Raw genomic sequence first — 15,169 nt, 5'->3', positions numbered from 1 at the left:
CGGGCCACCCCCGGAAGGACCACGCAGCTCCGCGGCGCGCTCTGTTGGCGCCGCGCCCCCGAGGGCAGCAAAGCCACTTTCCGGCCCTCACAGGGCAGGAAAGTGGCTTTCCTGCCCTTCCCCCGACCTGCGGCGCGCCGGGGGCGAGCTCTCGTCGTCGCAGCAGCCGAGGAGCTGGCCCCCGACAGGGCTCGGGAACCCCTGCGACCTGCGCGGCGTACCCTGGAGGAGCGCGGCCCCACGGGGGAGTAGCCCGGGTGGGGGCCGTATTCGGCGTGCGCGTTCCTGCTTCTGCGAGGGGTATCCCTAGTCGTGGCCAAGCTCTCCGGTCTGCTCAGTTCTGCCCTGTCCGACCCCGACATCGACGCCGTTCTCGACGCGGCGCGAGCCCTTCCGCGCCTCGGCACGGACGTGCCGGCGCTCACCGTGGAGGGCCCGTCGGCGCTCCGCCCGTTCCTCGCCGCCGGGCTCGCGGACGGCCGGACGGTACTGGCGGTGACGGCCACCGACCGCGAGGCCGAGGACCTCGGCGCGGCGGCGGCCGAGCTGATCGGCGCCGACGCGGTGGTCGTGCTGCCCAGCTGGGAGACGCTCCCGCACGAGCGGCTCTCGCCGCGTCCCGACACCGTGGGGCGCCGCCTGTCGATCTTCCGGCGGCTGAGCTCCGGCAACCCGCCGCGGGTCGTCGTCACGGCGGCGCGCAGCCTCATCCAGCCGATCGCGCCGGGGCTGGGCTCGCTCGACCCCGTCCAGCTGCGGGTCGGCGACACCCACGACTTCGACGACCTGCTGGTGCGGCTCGTCGAGCTGGCGTACACGCGGGTCGAGATGGTCACCGCGCGCGGCGAGTTCGCGGTGCGCGGCGGGATCGTCGACGTCTTCCCGCCCACCGCGGAGCACCCGGTCCGGATCGAGTTCTGGGGCGACGAGGTCAGCGAGCTGCGCCTGTTCGGTGTCTCCGACCAGCGGTCCGTCGGGCCCGTCGACGAGGTCGTCGCGCCGGGATGCCGGGAGCTGCTGCTCACCGATCCCGTCCGGGAGCGCGCCGCGCAGCTGGCCCGCGACCACGAGAACAACCCGCCGCTGCGGGAGCTGCTCGAACACCTCGCGGAGGGCATCCCGGCCGAGGGCATGGAGTCGCTGATCCCCGTGCTGGCCGGCGGCGAGCTGGAGCTGCTGAGCGACCTGCTCCCGGCCGACGCGCTCGTGCTGATCGCCGACCCCGAGCGGATCCGCACCCGCAGCGCCGACCTCGTCCGCACCGGGCAGGAGTTCCTCGAGGCGAGCTGGTTCGCGGCCGCGACCGGCGGTGACGCCCCGATCGACGTGGGCGCCTCCGCCTACCGGCAGCTCGGTGAGGTGCTGGAGCACTCCGCGCAGAGCGGGCGTCCGGTGATCTCGCTCAGCCCGCTCGTCAGCGGTCGCGACGACGTGCTCGCCCCGGCCGTGCACGAGGTGGAGTCCTACCGCGGCGACACCGACCGCGCCCTCGTCGACATGCGTGCGCACGTCGCCGCCGGCGGCACGGCCGTGCTGGTCGTCGGCGGGCACGGCACCGCGCAGCGCTCGCTCGAGCAGCTGCGTGAGGCCGACGTGCCGGCAGTGCTCGTCGACCAGCTGACCGGGACGCCCGACAAGGGCATGGTGACGGTCACCTGCGGGCGGATCACCGAGGGCTTCACTGCTTCCGCGACGGCGCTCGTCGTGCTCAGCGAGGCCGACCTCACCGGCAACCGGGCAGGTCTCACCGAGACCCGCAAGCTCGCGACCCGGCGGCGCAACGCCGTCGACCTGGTCACGCTCAAGCCGGGCGACCACGTGGTGCACTCCCAGCACGGCATCGGGAAGTTCGTCGAGATGCGCGAGCGGACCGTGCAGGGCGCGACGCGCGAGTACCTGGTGCTGGAGTACGCGTCGTCGAAGCGGGGCCAGCCGGCCGACCGGCTGTTCGTGCCGACCGATTCGCTCGACGAGATCAGCCGCTACGTCGGCGGCGAGGTGCCGACGCTGAACAAGCTCGGCGGCGGCGACTGGGCCAAGACGAAGGGCCGCGCCCGCAAGGCCGTCCGCCAGATCGCCGCGCAGCTGGTGCAGCTCTACGCCGCACGGCAGTCGGCGCCCGGCCACGCGTTCGGCAAGGACACACCGTGGCAGCGCGAGATGGAAGACGCCTTCCCCTACACCGAGACGCCCGACCAGCTCGCGGCGATCGAGGAGGTCAAGGCCGACATGGAGCGTGCGGTCCCGATGGACCGCGTGATCTCCGGCGACGTCGGCTTCGGCAAGACCGAGATCGCCGTACGGGCGGCGTTCAAGGCGGTGCAGGACGGGAAGCAGGTTGTCGTGCTCGTCCCGACGACGCTGCTGGCGACGCAGCACCTCGGCACGTTCATCGACCGGATGCGGGCCTTCCCGGTCACCGTCAAGGGCCTCTCGCGGTTCACCGACGCCGCCGAGGCGCGCGAGACGATCGAAGGGCTCGCCGAGGGCACCGTCGACGTCGTGGTCGGCACCCACCGGCTGCTGCAGACCGGGGTGCGCTGGAAGGACCTCGGCCTCGTGATCGTCGACGAGGAGCAGCGGTTCGGCGTCGAGCACAAGGAGCACATCACGGCGCTGCGGACGCACGTCGACGTGCTGACGCTCTCCGCGACGCCGATCCCGCGGACGCTGGAGATGAGCCTCGCCGGCATCCGCGAGATGTCGACGATCACCACGCCGCCGGAGGACCGGCATCCGACGCTCACCTACGTCGGCGCGTACTCCGACAAGCAGGTCACCGCCGCGATCCGCAGGGAGCTGCTGCGTGACGGGCAGGTGTTCTACGTCCACAACCGGGTCTCGACGATCGATCGGGCGGCGAAGAAGATCCGCGACCTCGTCCCCGAGGCGCGCATCGCCGTCGCGCACGGCCAGATGAACGAGGACCTGCTGGAACGCACGGTCAACGGGTTCTGGCACAACGAGTTCGACGTGCTGGTCTGCACGACGATCGTGGAGAACGGGCTGGACATCTCCAACGCGAACACGCTGATCGTCGAGCGCTCCGACACGCTCGGGCTCTCCCAGCTGCACCAGCTGCGCGGCCGGGTCGGGCGGGGCCGCGAGCGCGGCTACGCGTACTTCCTGTTCCCACCGGAGCACCCGCTGACCGAGACCGCGCACGACCGGCTCGCCACGATCGCGCAGCACTCCGAGCTGGGCGCGGGCGCGGCCGTCGCGATGAAGGACCTCGAGATCCGCGGCGCCGGCAACATCCTCGGCGCCGAGCAGAGCGGGCACATCGCGGGCGTCGGGTTCGACCTGTACATCCGGCTCGTCGGCGAGGCCGTCGCCGCGTTCCGGCAGCAGGCGGGCGCGGGCGAGGGGGAGGCCGACGAGGCGCTCGCCGAGGTCCGCGTCGACCTGCCGATCGACGCGCACATCCCGCACGACTACGTGACGGGGGAGCGGCTGCGGCTCGAGGTGTACCGGAAGATCGCCGAGGCGGGGGACGAGGCGGCGCTCGACGCGATCGTCGAGGAGCTGTCCGACCGGTACGGCGAGCCGCCGACACCGGTGCGCAACCTGCTCGCCGTCGCGGCGTTCCGGCAGACCTGCCGCACCCGCGGCGTCGCCGAGGTGGCCGTCGCCGGCAGCTCGATCCGGATCGGCCCGCTCGACCTGCCCGATTCGGCGCAGCTGCGGCTCAAGCGCCTGCACCCGAAGGCGCTCTACAAGCCGACGGCGAAGACCGTTCAGGTGCCGCGGCCGGTGGAGGGCGACCGGATGGGCGGCGCCGCCCTGCGCGACCTCGACCTGCTCGCGTGGTGCACGAAGCTGCTGAACGACCTGCTGGTCCCCGTCGCGGCGGCGCGCCCCCGATAACTGGCGCAACTTCCCCACCGTTTTGGGTGGATGCGCGCCGTTTCGGCGCGCATGTGCCCAAAACGGTGGGGAACTTCGGGGTCGTGGACCGCCCGTGATCGGGCGTCCTCGCGCGCGTGAGAGGGTGTTGGCCGTGCGCATGCAGGTAGGACGGGTTCTCGGCGCTGTTGCCGTCGTCGGCGTCGTCATCAGCGGGTGCGGCGGGCCGAGCCAGGTGGGCTCCGCGGTCATCGTCGGCGACCACTCGGTCTCGCTCGGGCAGGTCCAGTCGAAGATCGACACCGCGCTGGCCAACACCGAGGCGGTCGCGCAGGTCACGCAGCAGGGCTTCGGGCCGGCCGACATCGCCAGGAACATCGTCACGAACGAGGTGCTGCACGACCTGCTCCAGCGGAAGGCAGCGGCCGACAAGATCGTCGTGGACGACGCGGCCGTCGACGCCTTCCTCGCCACTCAGGGCGGGCCGGCGGCCGTGCGGCAGCTGGACCCCTTCGCCGACCTCGAGGGCATCCGCACCCGGGTGCGCGACGACCTGATCGCGGCTGAGCTCGGCAGGCGCAGCGTGGCCGGGCTCGCCGTCACGATCGACCTCGTCGGCGCGGCGAGCCGCGACGACGCCGAGAAGGTCGCCAAGGCGCTCTTCGCCGGCGGTCCCGCGGCGGAGCAGGCGCTCAACCCGGCCCCGGCACCCGACGGGAGCATCCCGGTGCAGCGCGGCCGCACGCTGGTCGCGGCCTCGATCGCGCCCCAGCTGACCCCTGGCGATCCGACGGACGTGCTGTTCGGCGCCCCCGTCGGCAGCGTCGGGATGCTGCAGTCCGGCGCGCAGAGCGGCTGGACGGTCTTCCGGATCGCCGATCGCCGCACGGACGCACCCGTCGATCCCGCCGCGCTGACCGCGATCGGTCAGGCCCAGTTCGCGCAGATGGGGCACCGGCAGGTCCAGACGCTCGCCGACACCGTCGGGATCAAGGTGAACCCGCGCTACGGCGTGTGGGACCCGATCACCCTGCGCGTCGTCCCGAAGGACGCCGTCGGCCTCCTGCTGCTGCCGCAGCCCGCTGCGCCCGCGGCGGGCTGAGCCGGCCGTGGCGCGCACGATCGTCGTCCTGCCTGCACGCTGGACGGGCGTGCTCCCGGCCGCCGCGCTCCCCGCGTTGCGTGCGGCGAAGCGGGTGGCCGCCGACGCGACCGTCCCGGACGAGGTGCTGGCCGCAACCGGTGCGGAACGGGCCGGTCAGGACACCGCCGACGTGCTGCTGACCACCGATCCTGGCCTGTACGGCGAGGAGACCGTGATCGTCGCGCCGGAGCCCGCCGGGGTCGCGTTGCTCGACGCGGTCGACGTGATGGACCGCTTGCGCTCGCCGGGCGGCTGCCCGTGGGACGCCGAGCAGACCCACCTCTCGCTGCTGCAGTACCTGGTCGAGGAGTGCTACGAGCTGTACCAGGCCGTCGAGGAGGGCGACCGCGCCGCGATGCGCGAGGAGCTCGGCGACGTGCTGCTCCAGGTGCTGTTCCACGCCAGGATCGCGGCCGAGGACGCGGATCCGTTCGGGATCGACGACGTGGCGGGCGATCTCGTGACGAAGCTGGTCAGCCGGCACCCGCACGTCTTCGCCGGCTCGGAGCGGATCGAGACCGCCGAGCGCCAGGAGCACCGCTGGGAGGAGCTCAAGCGCGCGGAGAAGCAGCGGGAGTCGAGCGTCGACGGCGTGCCGCTCGGGCAGCCGGCCGTCGCGCTGGCCGCGAAGCTGACCAGCCGCACCGCGCGGGCCGGGTTCCCTGCGGAGCTGCTGCCGGCCGGGCCGGGGGTGGGGGAGCAGCTGTTCGCGCTGGCCTCCAGCGCCAAGCTGGCCGGCGTCGATCCCGAGGCCGAGTTGCGCACGACGACCCGGCGGTTCGCCGACGACGTCCGGGCGGCTGAGCGCGCGGCACAGGCCGCGGGCGAGGATCCGCACAAGCTCGACGCGGAGGCCTGGAAGCGGTTCTGGCCGAGTTGATCTTGGTCGGCGGCGCTGAGGCCGTTGCGTCGCTAACCTGGATCCCGTGTCCCTGCGGAACCCACCTCCTCCCGTCCGCAGGTCACCCGTTGCCGCGATCCTCGTCGGGGTGGTCGCGTTCTTCGCGGTGATCACGGTCGTCGCGGTGGTGGCCGCGTCGTTCCTGCGCTCGTCGGACGGCGGTGGCGACGACGGGCCGCGGTCCAGCGACGTGCTCGTGCCCGCCGATGTGGACCGCGGCACGCCGGTCCCGCAACCTCCCGCGCTGGGACCCGCGACGAACGTCGCGGCGTGGGCCGAGGAGATGTCGGATCGCACGTCGATCCCGCAGCGGGCGCTGCAGGCCTACGGCGCGGCCGAGATCGCGCAACGCAAGGCCAGGCCGTCGTGCCGGCTCTCGTGGGCGACGCTCGCCGGCATCGGGCGCATCGAGTCCGACCACGGCCGGCTCGGCCCCGCCGACCTCGACGCCGACGGCGGCGTCCGACCCAAGATCATCGGGATTCCGCTCGACGGCACCAACAACACCCGCGAGATCCCCGACACCGACAAGGGCCGCATCGACGGCGACACCGCCTACGACCGCGCCGTCGGCCCGATGCAGTTCCTGCCCACGACGTGGCAGCGCTACGCCGCCGACGGCAACGGCGACGGCGTGCGCGATCCCCACCAGATCGACGACGCCGCCCGCGGCGCCGCCGCCTACCTGTGCGCGGGCGGCCGCAACACCGCCAGCGGCGACGGCTGGTGGGACGGCGTGCTGACCTACAACCAGTCGACGGAGTACGCGCGGCTCGTGTGGGCGGCGGCCGACCGGTACGCAGCGGCCTGAGCTCATCTAGGCCCGAACTGCTCCACTCCCCGCCGCGTATCCATGTACTCGCGGATCCGGTGCACGAGCCCGTCACGCACCTCGAACACGAAGCAGTAGTCGTTGTCGTACGGCCGACCCGAGTCGAGCGTGGCGCGCATGCGCTCCTCGACGACCACCGTCGAACCTTCGGCGATCACCGACCGGAACTCCACCTCGACATCGGCGGTGAAGATCGCCGGGAACTCCTCGGTGAGGAAGCGGACGATCCGGTCGCGCCCGACCATGTGATGGGTGCCGACCTCGACGGCCGTTGCGTTCAGCGGTGGCGCGAACCACTCGGCGTCGGTCGTGAACACCGCAGCCACCTGCTCGGGGTCGCGGCTCCCGAACGCCTTCCACGCCCTCAGCACGACGTCCCGGCTGCTTTCCGTCTGCACATCCATGCCGACCACATCCATACCGACGACGATGCCGATCACGCCGCCGCGGTACCGGCCGCATCCGGACACGAACTTGCCCACCGTTTTGCCAACCTGCACGCCCAATTCGGTGTGCAGGTTGGCAAAACGGTGGGGAACTTCAGGACTCCAGCGCCGCCTGGCCCCAGTACTGCCCGTCGCGGAGCCCCGGTGGGCAGGCGAAGACGGCGGAGCCGGTGTGTTCGATGTACTCCATCATCGTGTCGGCGTTGGCGAGCGCGCGTTGCATCGGCACGAACTGGGTGTGCGGGTCGCGCATGAACGCGATGAAGAACAGGCCCGCGTTGAGGTGGCCCTGCCCGTCGCTGCCGTCGACGAAGTTGTAGCCGCGGCGGAGGATCTTGACGCCGCCCAGCGCCTGCGCCGAGGCGAGCCGGATGTGCGCGACCGGGCCGATCAGCGGCTCACCGTCGGCGCCCTTCGCGGCGAAGTCGGCCAGGTCGAACTCGGCCTCCCCACCGATCGGCGCGCCGATGCCCTTGGACCGCCCGACGATCAGCTCCTGCTCGGCGAGCGACGTGCGGTCCCAGATCTCGATGTGCATCCGGATCCGCCGTGCCACCAGGTAGCTGCCGCCCACCAGCCACGCGGGCGCGTCGCCCGGCCGCACCCAGACGTGCTCGTCGAGCCCGGCCGGGTCCTCGGCCTTGACGTTGTTGGTGCCGTCCTTGAAGCCGAAGAGGTTGCGCGGGGTCGCCTGCGCCGTCGACGTCGACGACGTGCGGCCGAACCCGAGCTGCGACCAGCGCACGGACGTCGTGCCGAAGCCCATCCGCACGAGGTTGCGCACGGCGTGCACGGCCACCTGCGGGTCGTCGGCGCACGCCTGGATGCAGATGTCCCCGCCGGACAGCGCCGGGTCGATCTGGTCGCCGGTGAACGCCGGCAGCTCGGCGAGCCCCGGCGGGCGCTGCGCGCCGAGCCCGAGCTTGTCGAAGAACGACGGGCCGAGCCCGAAGGTGAGCGTCAACGACGCGGCTGGCAGCCCGAGCGCCTCACCCGTGTCGGCCGGCGGCGCCTCGGGGTTGAGGTTCACGGCGCCGCCGGGCGCGGTCTCCGCGCCGACGGTCATCCGGTCGGCCGCCGCCGTCCACTTCTGCAGCAGCCCCTTGACCTGCGCGCGGTCGGTCGTCGTCAGGTCGAGAGCAACGAAGTGCAGCCGGTCCTGCGCAGGTGTGACGATGCCGGCCTGCTTCTCGCCGCGGAACGGGACGATCCCGACCGGGGTGTCGCCGGTGCCGTCCGTCGAGCAGGCTGCGGCGGCCGCGCCGACGCCGGCGAGCGCCACCCCGGCACCGGCGGTGCCGAGGAAGCCCCGCCGTGTCAGCCGCGTCGGCCCCGTCGGGGGAGTCATGAGGTCACGACACCCGCCACCTGGCTCACCGGCTCGCCGAGCGCGTCGACGACCTCGGTCATCTTCTTCGTGTCGGCCGCGGTGAGCTCGGTGTACAGCTTGAACCCGTCGCCTGTGCGGTAGCTCGCGAGCAGGTCGTCGACGGCTTTGAACCGCGTGTCCAGCGTCGGGCCGAGCGCCGGGTCCTTCTCGTCGATCACCGGGCGCAGCGCGGCGACGGCGGCCTGCGACCCCTGTACGTTGGCCTCGAAGTCCCAGAGGTCGGTGTGCGAGTACCGGTCCTCCTCGCCGGTGATCTTGCCGGTGGCCACCTCGTCGAGCAGCTCCTTCGCGCCGTTGGCCAGCTGCACGGGCGTCAGCTCGACGGCAGCGGTGCGGGTGGCGAGGTCCTTGATGTCGACCATGAGCTGGTCGGCGATCGCGTTCGAGTCGGGCTGCAGGCCGCTCACCCAGAGGTCCTTCTCCAGGCGGTGGTAGCCGGTGAACTGAACGCCCGGGTCGCGCTCGTCGTCCTCCCGCCCGTCGATCTTCGGGTCGATGTCGCCGAACGATTCGGCGACCGGCTCGATCCGCTCCCAGTACGTCCGCGCGATCGGGAAGAGCGCCTTGGCGCCGGCGACGTCGCCCTTCTTGACCGCGTCGACGAACTCCTGCGTCTTCGGCACCAACGCCTCGACCTGCGAGGACACGAACCGCTTGTAGCCGGCGGTGGCCTCGGCGAGCTTCGTGTTGGAGTCGACGCTGCGGGCCGCCGTCCCGGTGACGGTGAACGGGGCGCGGATGCCGTCGCCGACCATGCCGGGCTTGCAGGCGGTCGTGTACGCACCGCCGTCGGGCACCTCGACGATCAGCTGGCGGGTGAGCCCCGGCCCGATGTTCTCGACCTCGCCCATGATCCGGTCGCCGGTGGCGTACAGGTAGAACTCGGTGACCTTCGTGCCGGTGTTCTGCACCGAGAACGTGATCTTGCCGGCTGGCGCCTCGACGGTCCCGACCTCGCACGCGCTGTCGTTGGCCTTCACCGCGATCGGACCCCCGGCGGCCCCGGGTGCGCCACCGGACGGAGCGGTGCTCGTACAACCGGCGAGCGCGGCCGTTGCCAGGAAGGCGACGGCGGCGATCCCGGCGCTGGAGTGGCGCGACATGGGGTTCTCCTCGGGGGCGGTCAGTGCGCGGCGGCCGGAGCCGTTGCTCGTTGGGGACGGAGGAACAGGGTGAGCACGACCGCGACGTAGGCGACCCAGACGATCGCCTCCAGCACGGTCGTCTGCGGGGAGAAGTTGAAGATCCCCTTCAGCAAGGTGCCGTACCAGGAGTCCGGCGGTACGGCGGCGCTGACGTCGAACGCGAGCGTGGTCAGCCCGGGGAGGATCGCGGCTTCCTGCAGGTCGTGGACGCCGTAGGCGAGGATGCCGGCGGCCACGAAGATCAGCAGGATGCCGGTGATGGAGAAGAACCGACCGAGGTTCAGCTGCACGGCACCGCGGTAGATGAGGTACGCGAGCAGGATCGCGACCGCGATGCCGATCGAGAAACCGATCAGCGGCTCCGTCGTCTCTCCCGCGGCCTGCGCGGCCGTGTAGAAGAACAGGGCGGTCTCGAGGCCCTCGCGGCCGACGGCGAGCGCGGCCATCACGACGACCGCGAGCGGCCCCATCTGGATCGCGTGTTCGAGGCGTCCGCGCAGCTCGGCCGAGATGGCCCGTGACACCTTGCGCATCCAGAAGATCATCCAGGTGACGAAGCCCACCGCGATGATCGAGAGCAGCCCGCCGAACGTCTCCTGCGCCTCGAAGGTCAGCTGCTGCTGCGCGAGGCCGAGGCCGATCGTGACGCCGACGCTGACGATCACCGCGATCGCGACGCCGAGCCACACCTTCGGCAGCGTCGATCGGCGGTCGGTGCGCACCAGGAACGCGACGAGGATGCTGACCACGAGGGCCGCTTCGAGCCCTTCGCGCAGGCCGATCAGCGCGTTCGCCAGCACTGCGCCTCCCGCGTTCTGTTAGGTCAGCCTATCGATAGCTGGGACAGGCTAGCCTGCGCCACGGGGTGGCGGAAGTGTGTCGCTGACGGCACTGACGCACCGGGGAGGCGGTCTCGTCAGCCCTCGTCAGGAGGCTGCTGGCCCTCAACGGACATACGGGCACGAACCTCCCCGAGCGCCTCCTGGTACTCGGGTCGCGGATCCATCGCGGCAGCCATCTTCAGCTGGGCGTGCGCCTCCGCGAGCCGTGCCTGCCGCTGCAGGGCCTTGCCGAGCGCGAACCGTGCGTAGTGGTCGGCCGGGTCGAGCTCGAGCACGTGCAGGAACGCCTGCTCCGCGCGTTGCAGCTGGGCCGAGTTGAGGTAGGCGCGCCCGGCGAGCAGCTGCACGGAGACGTCGTTGGGCTGGCTCTCCAGCACGGGTTCGAGCGCTTGCAGCGCGTCGAGCGGGCGGCTGCGCGCGACCAGCATCTCGGCGCGGCGGAACGATGCGAACAGATCGTCGGACGCCGGCTGACTCGTCATGGTCGTTCCTACCGTAGGTGTACGAGCGGTGTTCTGCGAGTGGAGAAAGGTGACCTCCCGAGATCTCACAGCGTCGCCCGATACGCTGACGCACCGGAACCGGAGATCTCAGCTGGACAGGAGCACTGGTGGCGGTCATCGAGCAGGTCGGCGCACGGGAAATTCTCGACTCCCGGGGCAATCCGACGATCGAGGTCGAGGTTGCGCTCGACGACGGCACGCTCGCCAGGGCGGCGGTGCCGTCGGGCGCGTCGACCGGTGAGCACGAAGCCGTGGAGCTGCGCGACGGCGACCCGTTGCGTTTCGGCGGCAAGGGTGTCGAGAAGGCCGTGACGGCCGTTCTCGACGTGATCGGGCCGGAGCTGTCCGGCATGGAGGCGGTCGACCAGCGGCTGATCGACCAGCGGCTCGTCGACCTCGACGGCACACCCGACAAGTCCAACCTCGGCGCAAACGCGCTGCTCGGCGTGTCGCTCGCGGTCGCGAAGGCGGCCGCGGAGTCGTCCGGGCTGGAGCTGTTCCGCTACGTCGGCGGCTCGAACGCGCACGTGCTGCCGGTGCCGATGATGAACATCATCAACGGTGGCGCGCACGCCGACACGTCCGTCGACGTGCAGGAGTTCATGATCGCGCCGGTCGGCGCCGACTCGTTCCGCGAGGCGCTGCGCTGGGGCTCGGAGGTCTACCAGGCGCTGAAGTCGGTGCTGAAGGGCCGCGGCCTGGCCACCGGGCTCGGCGACGAGGGTGGTTTCGCCCCCGACCTGCCCGGCTCGCGCGCCGCGCTCGACCTGATCGCGGAGGCCGTCGAGAAGACCGGCTACCAGCTCGGTCGCGACATCGCCCTTGCGCTCGACGTCGCCGCGACGGAGTTCCACTCCGACGGCGTCTACTCGTACGAGAAGAAGAAGCTCTCGGCCGCCGAGCTCAGCGCCGTCTACGCCGAGCTCGTCGACGCGTACCCGCTGGTCTCGATCGAGGACCCGCTGTCCGAGGACGACTGGGACGGCTGGGTCGCGCTCACCGAAACCCTCGGCGACCGCGTGCAGCTCGTCGGCGACGACCTGTTCGTCACCAACCCGGAGCGGCTCGACGAGGGCCTCAACCGCGGTGCCGCGAACGCGCTGCTGGTGAAGGTCAACCAGATCGGCACGCTCTCGGAGACGCTCGACGCCGTCACGCTGGCGCACTCGTCCGGCTACCGCTGCATGATGAGCCACCGCTCCGGCGAGACCGAGGACACCACGATCGCCGACCTCGCCGTCGCCACCGGCTGTGGGCAGATCAAGTCGGGCGCGCCCGCGCGTTCCGACCGCGTTGCGAAGTACAACCAGCTGCTGCGCATCGAGGAGGCCCTCGGCGACGCCGCGCGTTACGCCGGCGACCTGGCCTTCCCCCGGTACTCGTCAGCGGGCGCCGGCGCCTGACAGGAGAGCATGTGGCCGAAGAGCGGGTGAAAGGCCGAGGTGAGCGGGTGCGGCGCACGCCGCGCCCGCGTGGGGCCGGCACGGGTGCGACCCGTCGCCGGGCCAGGGAGCCGCAGCTCACCCGCTCGCGCCCCCGTGGTGTCGTCGCTGCCACCACGGGGTTCCTCGGGCTCTCCTCCACGAGGCGCGCTGCCGTGCTCGCGCTCGTGGTCTGCGCGTTGGCGCTGACCGTTGCCGTCCCGCTGCGCAACTACGTCGCGCAGCGCCAGGAGCTCTCCGCGGTGAGCGAGGAGCAGCGGCAGCTCGCGGCGCAGGTCGACGAGCTCACGCGGCAGCGGGCGCGGCTGTCCGACCCGGCCGAGATCGCGGCACAGGCCCGGTCCCGGCTCGGGTACGTCGCACCGGGTGAGGTGCCCTACGTCGTGCAGCTGCCGCCCGCACCCGCCGTCGACGCCGGGCAGGCCGCGGGCTCCGGGGTGCCGTGGTACCGGACGTTGTGGCGAGAGGTTTCGGAAGGTTCTCCGTGAGCACTGGGATCGACGAGGCTGATGCGGCCGCGGTTGCCGCGCAGCTCGGCAGGCCGCCGCGCGCGGTGCGCGAGGTGGCGCACCGCTGCCCGTGCGGGATGCCTTCGGTGGTGCAGACCGCACCGCGTCTGGAGGACGGCACACCGTTCCCCACGCTGTACTACCTGACGTGCGCCCGGCTGAGCTCGCGCGTCGGGACGCTGGAGGCCGAGGGCCGGATGCGCGAGATGACCGAGCGGCTCGCGACCGACCCCGAGCTCGCGGCCGCGTACGAGCGTGCGCACAGCGCGTACCTCGCGGAGCGCGACGCCATCGAACCGCTCGGCACGCAGGTCAGCGCCGGCGGTATGCCGACCCGCGTCAAGTGCCTGCACGTCCACGTGGCGCACGCGCTCGCCGCGGGCCCCGGCGTCAACCCGTTCGGCGACGAGGCGCTCGCCGAGATCGGCGACTGGTGGCGCGCCGGCCCCTGCGCGACACCGGAGTAGCCCAACTTCCCCACCGTTTTGCCTACCTGCACACCCTGGAGGCCGTGCAGGTTGGCAAAACGGTGGGGAACTTCGGGTCAGTTTGGGGTGACCCTGGCGAGGAGGGCGTCGGCGTGGGCTTCTGCCGGGAGGGTGCCGGCGGTGCGCCAGGGGCCGTCGGGCAGGAAGCGTGAGCTGACGAACGCCGACGACACCTCGCTCGGCGCGTGCCGCAGCAGCAGGCTGCCCTGCAGGCAGAGTGCGAGCATCTCGGCCAGCCTGCGCGCCCGCCTGGCCTCCCGTCCGCGCAGCTCGGTGCGCAGCTCACGGACGCCGCGGTCGAACCACGTGTCGACGCCCGTCGCGGTCTCGATCTCCGCCATGACGGCATCGACGGAGTCCGGCTCCCTGGTCACCGCCCGCAGCACGTCGAGCGCGGTGACGTTGCCCGAGCCCTCCCAGATCGAGTTGAGCGGCGCCTCGCGGTAGAGCCGCGGCATCCCCGACTCCTCGACGTACCCGTTCCCACCGAGGCATTCCAGAGCCTCCGCGACGGCCGCGGGCGCGCGCTTGCACACCAGGTACTTCGACGCCGGCAGGGCCAGGCGCAGCAGCGCCTTCTCCTCGCGGTCGACGGCCCCGGCCAGCCGCATGGCCAGCGCCGTCGCGGCCTCCGACTCCAGCGCGAGATCGGCGATCACGGCCTGCATCAGGGGCGTGTCGGCGAGCCGGGCGCCGAACGCGCTGCGGTGCGCGACGTGGTGCGCGGCCTCGGTGAGCGCGGCCCTGGTGATCGACGCGGAGCCGAGCACGCAGTCGAGACGGGTCATCGACACCATCTCGATGATCGTCGGGACGCCGCGGCCCTCGTCGCCGAGCCGCCACCCGGTCGCGCCGGTGTACTCGATCTCGGCGGACGCGTTGGAGCGGTTGCCGAGCTTGTCCTTGAGCCGCTGCAGTCGGATGGCGTTGCGCGAGCCGTCCGGCAGCACGCGGGGCAGCACGAAGCAGGTGAGCCCGCCCGGTGCCTGCGCCAGCGTCAGGAACAGGTCGTTCATCGGCGCCGAGGTGAACCACTTGTGCCCGACGATCCGGTACGTGCCGTCGGCCGTCGCGGTGGCCGTCGTCGTGCCGGCGCGCACGTCGGAGCCGCCCTGCTTCTCCGTCATCGACATGCCGGCGAGCAGCCCGGACTTCGTCGAAGGCTCCGCGAGCCCGAAGTCGTAGACGGTCGAGCGCAGCCCCGGCTCGTATAGCGCGGCGAGCTCCGGGTCGTGCCGCAGCGCCGGCACCGCGGCGTAGGTCATCGAGACCGGGCAGCAGTGGCCCGATTCGAGCTGACCCATCAGGTAGAAGCCGGCGGCCCGCGCGACGTGCGCGCCGGATCCCATTTCGGCGACCCACGGTGTGCCGTGCAGGCCCCAGCCGACGGACGTGCGCATCAGCCAGTGCCACGACGGGTGGAAGTCGACCTCGTCGACGCGGTGGCCGTACCGGTCGAACGCGCGCAGCACCGGCGGGTTGCGGTCGGCCAGCCTGGCGTGCTCGCGCGCCTCCTCGGAGGCGATGACCTCCGCGAGCTGCCGCAGCACGGGCAGCGCCTCGTTCGCCCCTTCCCGGCCCAGCGCGTCGACCAGCGCGGGGTCGCAGGCCAGCGGGTCGTACCCGGCGAGCGGCGGCGGCTGGTTCTCCACGACGTGCGTTTCGACGTGTGCGCTGCCGT

General features: G+C 72.1%; 13 protein-coding genes. 7 read left to right on the top strand and 6 right to left on the bottom strand.

From position 1 onward, the window contains the following. Window positions 1-312 precede the first annotated feature (312 nt). The 4 genes from mfd (at window position 313) to LL648_RS01910 (ending at window position 6,702) form a co-directional block, all read left to right on the top strand. Window positions 313-3,867 carry a transcription-repair coupling factor gene (mfd, locus tag LL648_RS01925; protein ID WP_232660604.1) on the top strand — a complete coding sequence of 1,185 codons (3,555 nt, stop codon included), beginning with the start codon at window positions 313-315 and terminating at the stop codon, window positions 3,865-3,867. A 139-nt stretch (window positions 3,868-4,006) separates the two neighbouring features. After that, window positions 4,007-4,948, top strand: a complete 942-nt coding sequence (locus LL648_RS01920; protein WP_232660943.1) for a SurA N-terminal domain-containing protein — start codon at window positions 4,007-4,009, stop codon at window positions 4,946-4,948. A gap of 7 nt (window positions 4,949-4,955) precedes the next feature. After that, on the top strand, window positions 4,956-5,870 hold the full coding sequence (locus LL648_RS01915) for a MazG family protein (RefSeq protein ID WP_232660603.1): 915 nt from the start codon (window positions 4,956-4,958) through the stop codon (window positions 5,868-5,870). 46 nt (window positions 5,871-5,916) lie between these two features. Then, window positions 5,917-6,702, top strand: coding sequence for a lytic transglycosylase domain-containing protein (locus LL648_RS01910; RefSeq protein ID WP_232660602.1), 786 nt, complete (start codon window positions 5,917-5,919; stop codon window positions 6,700-6,702). Between the two features lie 2 nt (window positions 6,703-6,704). Here LL648_RS01910 and LL648_RS01905 read toward each other — a convergent pair whose 3' ends face one another. From LL648_RS01905 to LL648_RS01885, 5 genes are all read right to left on the bottom strand, one after another. Then, window positions 6,705-7,205, bottom strand: coding sequence for a nuclear transport factor 2 family protein (locus LL648_RS01905; protein ID WP_232660601.1), 501 nt, complete (start codon window positions 7,203-7,205; stop codon window positions 6,705-6,707). Between the two features lie 58 nt (window positions 7,206-7,263). Further along, window positions 7,264-8,517, bottom strand: coding sequence for an iron uptake transporter deferrochelatase/peroxidase subunit (gene efeB, locus LL648_RS01900; protein ID WP_232660600.1), 1,254 nt, complete (start codon window positions 8,515-8,517; stop codon window positions 7,264-7,266). Then, window positions 8,514-9,662 carry an iron uptake system protein EfeO gene (efeO, locus tag LL648_RS01895; RefSeq protein ID WP_232660599.1) on the bottom strand — a complete coding sequence of 383 codons (1,149 nt, stop codon included), beginning with the start codon at window positions 9,660-9,662 and terminating at the stop codon, window positions 8,514-8,516. The genes efeB and efeO overlap by 4 nt, the downstream gene beginning before the upstream one ends. 20 nt (window positions 9,663-9,682) lie before the next feature. Next, window positions 9,683-10,504, bottom strand: coding sequence for an iron uptake transporter permease EfeU (gene efeU / locus LL648_RS01890; protein WP_232660598.1), 822 nt, complete (start codon window positions 10,502-10,504; stop codon window positions 9,683-9,685). Window positions 10,505-10,620: 116 nt separating this feature from the next. Next, a complete protein-coding gene (locus LL648_RS01885) occupies window positions 10,621-11,028 on the bottom strand; it encodes a tetratricopeptide repeat protein (RefSeq protein ID WP_232660597.1) in 408 nt (135 codons plus the stop codon). Window positions 11,029-11,156: 128 nt separating this feature from the next. Here LL648_RS01885 and eno point away from each other — a divergent pair, with 128 nt between their 5' ends. The 3 genes from eno to LL648_RS01870 are packed head-to-tail and all read left to right on the top strand — an operon-like array spanning window position 11,157 to window position 13,467. Next, window positions 11,157-12,452, top strand: a complete 1,296-nt coding sequence (gene eno, locus LL648_RS01880; RefSeq protein WP_232660596.1) for a phosphopyruvate hydratase — start codon at window positions 11,157-11,159, stop codon at window positions 12,450-12,452. A gap of 47 nt (window positions 12,453-12,499) precedes the next feature. Further along, complete coding sequence (locus LL648_RS01875) at window positions 12,500-12,979, top strand: FtsB family cell division protein (RefSeq protein WP_232660595.1); 480 nt, start codon at window positions 12,500-12,502, stop codon at window positions 12,977-12,979. Then, window positions 12,976-13,467 (top strand): DUF501 domain-containing protein, encoded by a 492-nt coding sequence (locus LL648_RS01870; protein WP_232660594.1) that lies wholly within the window; start codon window positions 12,976-12,978, stop codon window positions 13,465-13,467. Before LL648_RS01875 ends, LL648_RS01870 begins: the two co-directional genes overlap by 4 nt. Before the next feature lie 77 nt (window positions 13,468-13,544). Here LL648_RS01870 and LL648_RS01865 read toward each other — a convergent pair whose 3' ends face one another. Beyond that, on the bottom strand, window positions 13,545-15,140 hold the full coding sequence (locus tag LL648_RS01865; protein ID WP_232660942.1) for an acyl-CoA dehydrogenase family protein: 1,596 nt from the start codon (window positions 15,138-15,140) through the stop codon (window positions 13,545-13,547). Window positions 15,141-15,169: the final 29 nt, after the last annotated feature.

The sequence above is a fragment of the Pseudonocardia sp. TRM90224 genome (genome assembly GCF_021245725.1).
In the GTDB taxonomy this organism is placed as follows: Bacteria; Actinomycetota; Actinomycetes; order Mycobacteriales; family Pseudonocardiaceae; genus Pseudonocardia.
The sequence above is the reverse complement of the archived record's forward strand: the minus strand, read 5'-3'. Positions and strand labels throughout refer to the sequence as shown.

What these genes read in the sequence shown, in the direction of transcription:
- LL648_RS01885 (WP_232660597.1), bottom strand. Translation starts at nt 11,028, where the DNA reads ATGACGAGTCAGCCGGCGTCCGACGATCTGTTCGCATCGTTCCGCCGC.
- efeB (WP_232660600.1), bottom strand. Translation starts at nt 8,517, where the DNA reads ATGACTCCCCCGACGGGGCCGACGCGGCTGACACGGCGGGGCTTCCTC.
- LL648_RS01920 (WP_232660943.1), top strand. Translation starts at nt 4,007, where the DNA reads ATGCAGGTAGGACGGGTTCTCGGCGCTGTTGCCGTCGTCGGCGTCGTC.
- efeO (WP_232660599.1), bottom strand. Translation starts at nt 9,662, where the DNA reads ATGTCGCGCCACTCCAGCGCCGGGATCGCCGCCGTCGCCTTCCTGGCA.